The sequence below is a fragment of the Gardnerella sp. DNF00038 genome (assembly GCF_049262855.1).
Classification (GTDB): domain Bacteria; phylum Actinomycetota; class Actinomycetes; order Actinomycetales; family Bifidobacteriaceae; genus Bifidobacterium; species Bifidobacterium vaginale.
The window spans coordinates 1,397,825-1,409,730 of record NZ_CP058407.1 but is presented as its reverse complement, the minus strand read 5'-3'; the positions used below and the strand labels follow the sequence as shown (position 1 = coordinate 1,409,730).

Annotated in this window: 10 protein-coding genes; 9 read left to right on the top strand and 1 reads right to left on the bottom strand. The window is 35.1% G+C overall.

The genetic code is table 11. The features are described 5' to 3' along the window. Positions 1 to 36 precede the first annotated feature (36 nt). From HXT19_RS05380 to HXT19_RS05355, 6 genes are all read left to right on the top strand, one after another. Positions 37 to 1,608 (top strand): sugar ABC transporter ATP-binding protein, encoded by a 1,572-nt coding sequence (locus tag HXT19_RS05380; protein ID WP_180947119.1) that lies wholly within the window; start codon positions 37 to 39, stop codon positions 1,606 to 1,608. 47 nt (positions 1,609 to 1,655) lie between these two features. Continuing rightward, positions 1,656 to 2,633 carry an ABC transporter permease gene (locus HXT19_RS05375; protein WP_016810457.1) on the top strand — a complete coding sequence of 326 codons (978 nt, stop codon included), beginning with the start codon at positions 1,656 to 1,658 and terminating at the stop codon, positions 2,631 to 2,633. A 233-nt stretch (positions 2,634 to 2,866) separates the two neighbouring features. Further along, entirely contained in the window at positions 2,867 to 3,742 is an 876-nt protein-coding gene (locus tag HXT19_RS05370; protein ID WP_004114428.1) for an ABC transporter permease, read from the top strand. A 63-nt stretch (positions 3,743 to 3,805) separates the two neighbouring features. Next, positions 3,806 to 4,360 (top strand): SIS domain-containing protein, encoded by a 555-nt coding sequence (locus tag HXT19_RS05365; RefSeq protein WP_004114429.1) that lies wholly within the window; start codon positions 3,806 to 3,808, stop codon positions 4,358 to 4,360. 489 nt (positions 4,361 to 4,849) lie between these two features. After that, on the top strand, positions 4,850 to 6,142 hold the full coding sequence (locus HXT19_RS05360) for a hypothetical protein (RefSeq protein ID WP_101887709.1): 1,293 nt from the start codon (positions 4,850 to 4,852) through the stop codon (positions 6,140 to 6,142). 170 nt (positions 6,143 to 6,312) lie between these two features. Beyond that, positions 6,313 to 7,167: a hypothetical protein gene (locus tag HXT19_RS05355; RefSeq protein ID WP_101887708.1), complete on the top strand. Its 855-nt coding sequence runs from the start codon at positions 6,313 to 6,315 to the stop codon at positions 7,165 to 7,167. Positions 7,168 to 7,477: 310 nt separating this feature from the next. Here the strand turns inward: HXT19_RS05355 and HXT19_RS05350 are convergent, their stop codons facing one another. Beyond that, complete coding sequence (locus HXT19_RS05350) at positions 7,478 to 8,464, bottom strand: LacI family DNA-binding transcriptional regulator (protein ID WP_004114438.1); 987 nt, start codon at positions 8,462 to 8,464, stop codon at positions 7,478 to 7,480. Positions 8,465 to 8,739: 275 nt separating this feature from the next. On the opposite strand from HXT19_RS05350, the gene HXT19_RS05345 reads away from it, so the two are divergent. The 3 genes from HXT19_RS05345 to HXT19_RS05335 all read left to right on the top strand — a co-directional run bounded on the left by HXT19_RS05345 (position 8,740) and on the right by HXT19_RS05335 (position 11,589). Then, on the top strand, positions 8,740 to 9,483 hold the full coding sequence (locus HXT19_RS05345) for a glutamine amidotransferase (protein ID WP_009994300.1): 744 nt from the start codon (positions 8,740 to 8,742) through the stop codon (positions 9,481 to 9,483). 65 nt (positions 9,484 to 9,548) lie between these two features. Beyond that, complete coding sequence (locus HXT19_RS05340) at positions 9,549 to 10,520, top strand: DMT family transporter (protein ID WP_004114440.1); 972 nt, start codon at positions 9,549 to 9,551, stop codon at positions 10,518 to 10,520. Between the two features lie 46 nt (positions 10,521 to 10,566). After that, complete coding sequence (locus tag HXT19_RS05335) at positions 10,567 to 11,589, top strand: linear amide C-N hydrolase (RefSeq protein WP_101887707.1); 1,023 nt, start codon at positions 10,567 to 10,569, stop codon at positions 11,587 to 11,589. Positions 11,590 to 11,906: the final 317 nt, after the last annotated feature.

Genomic DNA, 11,906 nt, shown 5'->3' with positions numbered 1-11,906 from the left:
AAGTTTCATAGTGATTCAAGAATAAAGGTGATGGACATGCGTCTAAAGGCAATGAATATTTTTAAAAGTTTTGGTGGAGTGCATGCTTTAAAAAATATTAATTTTGATATTTCTAGTGGTGAAGTTCACTGCTTAGCTGGTGGCAATGGATGCGGTAAATCAACGATAGTTAAGATTTTATCCGGAGTTTTGCGACCTGATTCTGGAAGTATTGAAGTTGATGGTAAGAATTACTCTGCTTTAACTGCTAGACAAGCAATCGATCTCGGTATAGCTGTTATTCATCAGGATTTATCATTGTTTAACACGATGACGGTAAAGGATAATATTTGTTTGCCAGAGCAAGTCCATCACCGCAGATTTTTTATAAATAATTCTTTGGCTGATAAGGTTGCAAAAGAAGCACTCGAACGTATAGGAGCTAATATTAATTGTTATGAAAGAGTAGAGAATTTATCAATGGCTGCTCGTCAGCAGGTAGCTATTGCGAGAGCATTAGTGCTTAATGCAAAAGTTATTTTTATGGATGAACCTACTACTGCTCTTACTTATTCAGAAGTTGAAGAATTATTGAAGACTATAGAAAATCTACAATTGAATGGAGTTTCTGTAGTCTTTATATCGCATAAGCTTGATGAAGTTTTTTCTGTTGCAGATAGAATCACAGTATTTAGATCTGGTGAATTAGTTGGAACTTATAATGCAAAGGACTTAAATCCTAGAAAATTATCTTCTCTTATGATTGGTCATGATGTTCAATTCGGTATTCCTAATAATTATGACATGAACAAGGAAGTTGTTCCAACATTAAATATGGAAGATGTAAAAGCTTCTAGAGTTAATGGCGTTACTTTGAGTGTAAATCCTGGTGAAGTAGTTGGATTTAGTGGATTGCTTGGTTCTGGCAGAACAGAAACAGCACTTGCTCTATTTGGACTTAATCATATAACTAGTGGTTCTGTGAAGATTAATGGAAAAATTGTTGATATAAATAATCCTCGTGATGCTATAGAAAGAGGTATCGCTTTAGTTCCTGAAGATAGGTATAAGCAAGGTCTTTTCCAAGATAGTAATCTTTTAAGTAATTGTGCTTCTGCAATTTTGAGTAGGATATCTAACTGTTTTGGAATTGTAAATCAAAATGAAGAAAAAATAGTTGGGGATGAAATCCTCAATGATTTGCAAGTTAATACACATGATCTCAGTTTGTTGGCTAAATCTTTATCTGGAGGTAACCAACAAAAAGTTCTTTTAGGTAAGTGGGTTGCAACTAACCCAAAGCTGTTGATATTAGATTCTCCAACCGTTGGTGTTGATGTTGGATCTAAATCTCAAATTTATCAGATCATACGCAGACTAGCTGAGAAAGGCATATCGGTTATAGTTATATCTGATGAGGAAGAAGAGCTCCTTGCTGTTTGCAATAAAATTTACATTTTTAAACAAGGAAAAGTTTCTACTCAAATAACTGGTGATGAATTAGAACCTGGATTTTCTAAGATTTTCAGGGAATCTACAGATAGGGATAATTCTCATGAATCCAATGAGAGTTTTATATCTTCTTCAGACAAATCTGTTTCTTTTGTTCAAAATGGAGGTGCGTTGTGATCCCAAAATTAAGATCATTGTTGCCTAATGTAAAACGACCAAATTCTATGGAAAAGACATTGCTCACAATAATAATTTTGTATGCCATGACTGTTTCTGTTGTGAATAAGCACTTCTTTACATTGGGAACTCTTGCAGATTTGACGCGTAATGGTGCAACAATGGCGATACTTGCTGCAGGAGTATACGTTATTATGATTGCTGGAGGTATTGATGTATCTTTTCCAGCTGTAGCTATTATGTCTGGATATACATCAGTTGTATTTGCTGTTAACGCTAAGATAAACTCAATCTTAGTTATTCTTATTATTGCTGCTGTTATAGGAGCAGTTCTAGGAGCTATAAACGCACTTTTAATTCATTGGCTTGAATTACCAACATTTATAGTTACATTGGGAACATCTTCTATTTTTTATGGGTTAATGACAACTACGGTTGGAACTAAACCAGTTACTATCAGTAAGATGCCATCTTCTTTATTAGAATTTGGAAGATGTAATATTGTTTCCTTCACAGTGAATGGTCAGCAAAATGGTATTTCCATATTCTTCCTAATATCTATATTTGTCTACATATTTGTATGGTTTATTATGAATCATACTTCTTTGGGACACAGTATTTACGCTATAGGTAATTCGGAGGAGTTTGCAAGACGTGCTGGTCTGCCAGTTCTTGGTATAAAACTATTCATTTATCCTCTTATGGGTGTTTTAGCTGCAATAATGGCAATTATTTCATTCGCCAATTTAAAGTTTGTTGACCCAACAAGCATTATGGGTACAGAGTTAACTGTTATTGCTGCAGTAGTTATAGGGGGAACTAGAATTACTGGCGGATATGGTACATTATTTGGCACTTTTCTTGGCGTTGCCTTAACGCAATTGCTTAATAATACTCTTGTCTTTTTGGGATTGAAATCATCGTGGAACAATCTATTTATTGGCGGAGTGATGATTGCTGCAGTAGTTGCGATTTACTATGGAGAGAAATTGCGTAATCGTAAGAATATGTCCTTTCTTGGCTGAAATTTGAAATAAATTTAAGATTGATTGGTTAAATTATGTTAAATCATTTATTGGCTGGATTAAATATATTCAATTTATCGAATATTAAACGTGTATGGTCAAATATTGAGCGCTCTAGTAAGGTTCTTTATTGTTCTGTTATATTAGTTTGTCTTATATTTTATATTTTATTAGGCGATACTTTATATAACTGGAGTACTTTACAATCAATGGGTTTCCAAATAGGTGAGTTTATGTTTCTTGCTTTAGCTATGGGACTTGTTGTATTAACTGGTGGCATTGATTTATCTGTAGTTGCGAATATGAACGTTGCTGCAATAGTTATTGCATGGATATTGTCGGGATCTGAATTGGGCAGAATTGGTTCGCCAATCTTATCTATAGTTATCGCTGTTGTACTTGGTCTTCTTTCCGCAATTGTATGTGGTGTTATTAATGGGTGTTTAGTTAGCATGGCTGGAGTGAATCCTATTGTTGCTACATTGGGCACGCAACTTTTATTTGCAGGCATTGCAACAGCTGCTACCAATGGCTCATCTATAGGAGTATCTGTGATTGATTATTCTATGTTTGGAATATCATCTGTAGCTGGTATTCCTACCGTGTTTTTGATTGGAATAATTAGTTATGCGATTACTGGATGGGTTGCCTCTCATACTAGATATGGTCGAGAACTATATTTCTATGGTTCAAATCCTGTAGCTTCTCTGTTCTCAGGGCATAGAGTTAATAGAACTATTATTATAACTTATGCAATTTCTGGTTTATTTGTTGCTATTGCAGCTCTTGTTATGGTTGCTAGGGTGAATTCAGCTAGAGTTGGTTTTGGTGGAACATATTTGCTTCAGGCGTTGTTGGTTGTAGTTCTTGCTGGATTTGATCCATTTGGCGGTAGAGGCAAGTTTGCCAATCTTTTCCTTTCAGTCATTATGCTTCAAGTTTTGCAAACTGGTTTTACTATATTAAACTTTTCTCCATTTATTAAAAATCTTACATGGGGAGCGGCTCTTATTTTTGTGATGATTGTTAATAGGCTTTTGGAGTATAAAACATCTGTAAATTGCAAATCATCACATGATAATAAAGATAATAATATTTCTAAAAAATAGTATTAATAACATGTAATTATGTTATTGAATTATTAGGGAAATTATTAAAACAAAGGAGTTTTTATGAATTCTAAAGATGTAGAATCTATTTTAAATGAGTTGCATCAAACTTTTGATGTTATGAACTATTCATCAATTGATGAAGTAATAGAAAAAATTAAATTTGCTAGACGAATAGTTTGTGCTGGTGTAGGTCGTGAAGGTCTTACATGTAGGGCATTTTGTATGAGATTAATGCATCTTGGGTATTCTAGTCATTGGATTTGGGATGACACAGCACCATCTATTTCTAAGGGAGATGTTTTCTTCTTTACTTGTGGATCTGGTGAGATTGAGCATTTGTTGACTGTTGCAAGATTGGCAAAAGAAAGTGGAGCAACATTGATATGTGTTACTGGTGTTCCAGATAGTAGTGCATCTAAACTTTCTGATTTAACTATTTTTATACCTGCTTCTGTTTATAAGGGAAAGGGGGATTTGGTTCCTACGATTCACCCAATGGGAACATTGTGGGAGACGGCATCTTGGATATTTCTTGATTCTGTTATATATGCTATTCATAGCAGTGAATCAATTACGTATGAGGATATGTCTTATCGTCATCGAAACTACGAGTGATTTATGGTGGACAGTATAAGTATGTGCCCGTAGTTTTCTCCTATAGTGCGGCATGGAGTTTGTGTTTTTGCATAAGCTTCATGCCGTTTTGTTGTTTGATTGTGTACATGTTTTATTTTGCAGAAAATGATTGCAAAAGTTTGTCGGAAGGTACAGACGACACGCCAATTAAATGCAAACCTTAAAAAAACCTGAAAGAATCTTAAAAAAATTCTATATACGGCGTGTCTTGGATATTTTTCTGTTTTTAAATATGATTAGTCGTAATTTTTACGTTTTATTGTGTATATTATTGTGAATTTTCAGAAAAACTTCAAAACAAACCTGAATGTAAGCTGAATGTTTTGGTTGATTTTTGTTAAAGCATGTTGTATCTTTTGAATCAGCAACCAGTGAATCCCTAGTTCAACTGGTGCTACGCGGGAAACCGCATAAGGCAAATTCTTTTTCGTGTTCCTAGCACGGAGGAGAAGAAGAAAGGAAATTAAAATGATGAATAAGAAGGCTATCGCTGCTTTCGCTGCTGGCGCTACTTTGCTTGCCGGCTTCGCAATGGCAACCCCAGCAATGGCTGATGCTGATACTGATGCTAAGATTGCAGATCTTAAGACGTCTATTGCTCTTCTTGAGACAAAGATGAAGAATAACAATCTTAAGCCATCTGAGGATGTTCTGAACGGTTATACTCAGGCTGAGACTAAGTTTGGAGAGGCTGATAAGGCTCTTAATGCTGCTTACGCTGCTTATGACGCTGGATTTAAGGCGTATAAAGCAAAGGCTGGCAATGATAAGAAGTCGACTGATGACTTCGACAAAGATACAGATAAGGCTTACGGAGCTGATAATAAGCAGAGTGGTGAGGATTTAAGTAAGGCAATTGTTACTGCGCAAGATGCTTATAACGAGGCTAAGACTGCATTTGATGAAGCCAAGGGAAAGGTAGCGGCATATAATTCTGGTTATACTCAGGATGTTGCTAATCTTAAGGCTTTGAAGGAAGAGCTTGCTAAACTCGTTGGTGGTAAGACTACAACTTCACAGCCAACTAAGCCAGGTGAAGCAAAGCATGTTCATGTGAAGGCTGCTGATAAGGCTAAGGCTGTTGAGGCTGTGAAGACTGCTAAGTTGCATCTTGATGATGCTTTTGCTGCTTATACTAAGGATTATGCTGAGTATGAGAAGGCTAAGGCTACTTTGGCTGGTAAGGTAGCTGCTCAGGAAGCTGCTGAGAAGGCTTTGAAGGCTGCTCAGGATGCTTTGGAAGCTTATAATGTTTCTGCTAAGAATGATTCTGCTTTGGCTCAGCGTCTTGCTGATGCTGTAGATCGTGCTCAGGCTAAGGTTGTTTTTGCTGTTGCTGAGACTGCTAAGGCTAATAAGGATTATGTTGAGGCTAAGGCTAAGGCTGTTGCTTCTACTGCTAAGTATAATGCTGCTTTGGCTGAGTACAAGGCTTGCTATAACGATGCGGTGACTTTCGGTGTTGAGGCTTCTCAGCTTCCTCCTGTTGTGACTTCTGATCCTTTGGCTCCTAATTTTGAGGATGTTCCAGGTGCTACTAAGGCTATGAATGATGCTGCTAGTGGCAAGCTTGGTAAGGCTGCTCAGCAGGCTGCTGCTAAGAAGGCTGATGCTAAGGGTGAGCTTGCTGCTAAGGGTGCTAAGGGTCATGGTAAGGCTGGCGAGAAGCTTGGTAATGCTGGTGTTGGTGTTGCTTTGACTGCTTTGGCTGCTTCTATGCTTGCTGGTATGGGTGCTGCTGTTCGCAAGATGCGTCACTAAGCACTACCTACTTGGCTTTACTAAACTAAGAGCGTATGCTCCTGTAGTAGAGCTGAGTAAGTTGCAACTTCCAGTGGTTTGGTTTTACTAAGCCACTCGGGGGCTGGGTTCTCTCAGCCCCCATTTTCATATCTAAATAAATTACTCATTGAATCGAGGCGACGTTGCCTATGTTTAATAAAATCCCTGTGTGTGAGGATTGCTCTAATTTGCAGATTAAAGCTTATAAAGAATGTATGTGTAAAAAAATTCTAGACCTTATTGGTGCTTATATAGGATTCTTTTATATTATTCTAGTTGCTATACCATTATCAGCGATGTTTATTTTTAATACGCAAAATAAACAATTTTCTTCTTTTTTATTTTGTTTTTGCTTTTTTCTCAGTGGTTTTAATATTTATGCGATTCATGATTATTCGTATTTCTCTATTGTTTATGTAAATTATTTTGTTTTGATTTTTTATGTTGTAATTATTTTATTTTTCTTTATTTACTCCCACTACAAAATAAAAAAAGTTTGCTGTAAAGAAATTTATGATTATTTATATGATGATTTAAGAGATAATCGCATGTATATGTATGCTTCTACGATGATTGTGTTTATGTCTATTACTGTTCATGATTTTATTTGTTATAGAAATTCTCTTATTCCTAATAATTCTATTGTTGTTAAAAATCTCGTTGTTAATGATGATTTTGTTATTTCCAACGATTTTGCTATTAATAAGTCAGTTGTAGATTCTAGGCAAATAGTGGCTGTAGCTATTCTTCTAATTTCTTGTTTTATTGGAGTTCGTATGAATATTTATAAAAATAAATCTTATTCAACAAAAATTGATTTGGATGATATGACTGTAACTGATAAATATTTAAAATCTGATGATAAAGATAAAGAAGGTGAACTTTTTATTAAAAAATCTATGCTAAAGTACTATAAAACAATGGAAACAAATTATCAGTTGTTATTATTGTTCTTTACATTTTTAACATCTGTATTTAGCTTAAAATCTTTTAACATTTTTTAATACGTAGCTAATTGTTTCGCATTAACAATGAATTGAATTAATCCTTTTTGGGACTCTAATGAAAGAATTATCTTACGCAAGTAAGTGGTTGTAGTGTGTGTCGTTATGTTGGCGTGTGCTCTTGTATTTGTTTATTTTTGCCCGCGTTTGTTTTCGGATTTGGTGATTTGATAAACAAACGCGGGGAAGTGTTCTTGGTTTTGTAGTCGGATAAGCCGTTGTATATGAGCTTATTTCTAATATTTTCGTGGGTATCAATATGAATTACTGTTTTTACGAGAGCTTGTAACAAACGTATATTTCAGATGATCTAATTTTTTATTCTGCAAGTAGAATTTCTAATAGTTAACGTTAATGGTAATTGAATATGTTTTGTTTCTCCATTAAAACTTATTAATTCTAAAGTAGATTTAGCAATAGCTTCAAATGGTTGCTGCAATGTTGTTAAGCTAGGATGCGCCCATTTGCCAATGTGAATTCCATCGCACCCTATTACAGATAAATCATCTGGTATCTTTAATCCATATCTTTCAGCTGCTCCAAGTAACCCTAGTGCTGAAATATCTGAGCTACAGAATATTGCGGTTGGTGGATCTGGGTTACTTACTATGTATGGGAATATACTTTCTCCAAATTCCTCAGTATATGGACCAGAAAATATTAAAGAATCATCGTATAATATTTTGCTATTTGATAAAGCGGATAAATAGCCATGTTTTCTGTCTGAGGTTGTGCTTAATCCATCTGGTCCTGACACGTAGGCTATTCTCTTATGTCCCAGGGAAAGTAAATAACAGACAGCTTGGTATGCTCCAGAGTAATTGTCAACAGTTACTGTTGATATATTAGATAATTTTTCATCATTCATTTGCTCATCTATTAAAACGGCATTCATTCCAGAAGGTATTACTTTACGCAAAGCTATATTATTGTTATTTAATCCAGCGTATATAAGTCCAATATACTTTTGCTCTTTAATTATGGATTCAACAATATTTCTTTCTTTTATTGGATTTCCTTGCGATATTTTAATATTTAATGTATATCCTAAACCATCTGCTGCCATGGATAGTTGTTGACATAGTTCACTATAAAATGGGTTATTTAATCCAGGAATAACAAGCGCCAGTGCTTTGTAAGTTGTCTTTGAGTTTATTTTAGTTGTGTATTTATAGAAATGTGCAGCCTCGTCAATTCTTTGTGCTGTAGAGTCTTCTACGTTTAACGTACCATGCAAATATCTCGATACGGTAGATGTAGATACATTTGCTCTTCTAGCCACTTGAACAATTGACATATAGACTCCATAAGTTTTATTGAAAAAGCAATAGTTTAATAAGTAATTTAATACTGTTAATGCTACTATTGCGCAAAAACTTTTACAATAGAAAAATTTGCGCAAAAATATTATAGTATTCTAGCAATGAAGCCCTTTTAGCCCATATTTTTAGCGTTTTTTGTGTTTGTTTTATTTGCGCAAAAGATTTATTATTTTTTATAAGAACATCCTTAATGTGTGAGATTTACAAAATAGAGATGTTTTTATTTATTCAAAGCAAAGGAGCTGTTTATATGACAAAAGTTTTACTAGCTGGAGAATCTTGGATTTCATCCACTACAGAATATAAAGGTTTTGATGAATTCACATCCACTAAATTAGAAATTGGTTGCGTGGAATTTCTTGATGCTCTTAGAAAGTTTGGTCACGATGTTACACATCTAAAAGCTCATGATGTTCCAGAAAACTTTCCATGGACAATGGATGAATTAAACAAATACGATGTTGTGATACTTTCAGATATAGGAAGTAATTCATTTTTACTACCTAATAGGGTATTTGGTGAAGGAAAAAGATGCGTAAATCGTTTAGATTTATTAGCTAAATGGGTTCGTGAAGGTCATGGACTGATGATGGCAGGTGGATATCTTTCCTTTGCTGGATTTGAAGGTAAAGCTCATTATCATGGTACATCTATTGAAGATGTGCTTCCTGTTGAAATAAGTCCATTTGATGATAGAGCTGAAAAACCTCAAGGTGTAATTCCTAAAATAGTATCCAATCATCCAATTGTGAATGATTTGAGTCCTATTCCAATTCTTCTTGGATATCAAAAGCTTTTAGCTAAAGAAAGTTCTAATATTCTCATGAAAGTTGATGATAATCCTTTGCTCATTGTTAATGAGGTATATAAAGGCAGAAGTATTGCTTTTGCATCAGATATAGCTCCTCATTGGGCTCCGGAAGCGTTTATGCAATGGAGTGGATATGGTCAACTATTTTCTAATTGTGTTAAGTGGCTTTCTAAAGAAATTTAATAATTGCAAATTAAAATTATTATTCACTATAAGAGTGAAGAATTATATGAAAGGAGATAATCATTATGAATAGTAAACAACGTTATATGGTTCCTTTATTGTTCATTGGAACGGTATTGGCTGGTATGCTTTCTCCAATGCAATCTGCTGTGAATGGACAATTGGGAAAAGAATTAGCTGATGGCAATGCTTGCGCAGTAGTATCATTCGGTTCGGGACTTGTTGTTATGTTTATCATAATTCTCTCTCGAGCGTCTACAAGACAACAATTTGCTTCAATTCCTTCGAAAATTCGCTCTAATAATATACCTTGGTGGAGTTGGCTAGCTGGATTATGTGGAGCTATGGTTGTTTTTTCTGAAGGAGCATCTGCGTCCGTACTTGGTGTTGCAACATTCCAGACAACCTTAATCTGCGGAATGGTTTTGTCTGGATTATTATGCGATAGATTTGGAATAGGTGTAGATACAAAGCAACCGTTTAATTTACCTCGTATATCTGGTGCAATTCTTGCAATTGTTGCAACTATTATGGTTGTTTCACCAAGCTGGCATGCTCCGTCAGTTGTATTTCTAGCTGTTCTACCATTTGCTGCTGGTCTTTTAGCGGGATGGCAACCTGCTGGTAATTCGGCAGTGGCTAATGAAACTGGTTCTATGTTAGTTTCTATAACTTGGAACTTTATAGTAGGTTTTTCCGTACTAGCAATTGCTCTTATTGTTAGAATCGCTACAGGTCAGACTTCTTTCCATCTTCCATTGACTTGGTGGATGTACTTAGGTGGTCCGCTTGGATTATTGTCTATAGCCTTAATGGCTTTATTGGTGAGAGGATTAGGTCTACTTCTTCTAGGACTAGCTTCGACGGCTGGACAATTACTTGGGTCTGTGTTGATCGACTGGCTTGTTCCAGCGTTAGGTGCAAAAGTATACGTTATTACACTTATTGGAACAGTTGTAGCACTAGTAGGTGCTGTTATAGCTGCAATACCTTCTGCTCGTAATGATCAGGATGAATTAGTCTCACAAGTCAATTGATAAAAAGTTTTTATTTTCAGTTAGTTATTATAAAGGAGTAATAACAATGTGTACTGGAATTGGAATAAGAAGCAAACAAGGAAATTCATATTGGGGAAGAACCCAAGATTTTGAACAAGAGTTTGAATATGCTGGTATGAAGATACCGTCTGGTACATCTATAGAATCAACCTATACACCATTTATTACTAAATGTGCAGTAATGGGTGTTGCTTGGGCTAAAGATGTGCATAAGAACCCTGTTATTTTAGATGGAATAAATGAATACGGAATATGCGGTGGGTCTTTCTATTTCGATCACTTCTTCCGATATGTGAGTAAGAAAGAAATTGATGATTCTAATAAAATTGCGCTTCGTGGAGAAGAATTAGTTACATGGATATTAACTCAGTATCGTTCTCTCGATGAGATCATTAATTCACTCAATTCGGATTTAGGAATAGTTAATGAACCTGGTCCAATGATGGGGATGTCTGTTCCGCAACATGCTGTCTTTTCCGATGAAACAGGTAGATCTATAGTTGTAGAACCTTCTATTTCTAATGGTTTTAAAATATTTGAAAATACAGTTGGTGTATTTACAAATGCTCCGACCTTTGACTGGCATCTTAATAATTTGAAGGCTCATCTTGAACGTTCTACCAATCGCAAATATCTTTATGACAACAATGAAGCTGTGAATAATGTAGGATTGGATGAGAACATAAGTGGATTACTCGATATACCTAGCGACTATAAACCAGAAAGTCGATTTTTGAGAGCGGCTTATGCAAAATTAATGTCTATGCCAGTTGATGACGAGAATGCGATTAATGAAGTATTTCAATTGTTGTCAATGGAGAACACCCCTAAGGGAGTTCTACGAATATCGGTAGATGATGAGATGTTGGTTCCATGGACTCAATATACGTCTGCATACGATATAAGTAATAAAGATTTATACGCATTTTCGTATGATAATCACAATTTGAAAGTATTACATTTTGGTAATCCTGACGAATGGAGTCATGTAAGATATTTTGATTTTGTTTTGAAACAGACATATGAACCATTTGAAGAAGAATTGTAATTAGAAATAAGTTGGGTGTGCATGCTTTTGCGTAACAAATATGCATAGCATGCGCACCCTTGTATTGTCGTATTAATTTAAGTTTTTAATATAATTGTGTTTTTTGTTGATTACGCTAGCCCGCGTTTGTTTATTTTTGCCCGCGTTTGTTGTCATATTTGGCGATTTTGGGAACAAACGCGGGGAAGTGTTCTTGGTTTTGTAGTCTAATTGTAGTTCTTTAATACGCGACAATTTTATATGCCCATTTTTCTTTAATTAAGTAATGTATAAACAAATTAATACGTTATATTTTATTTATTGTAAATTTAGATTAT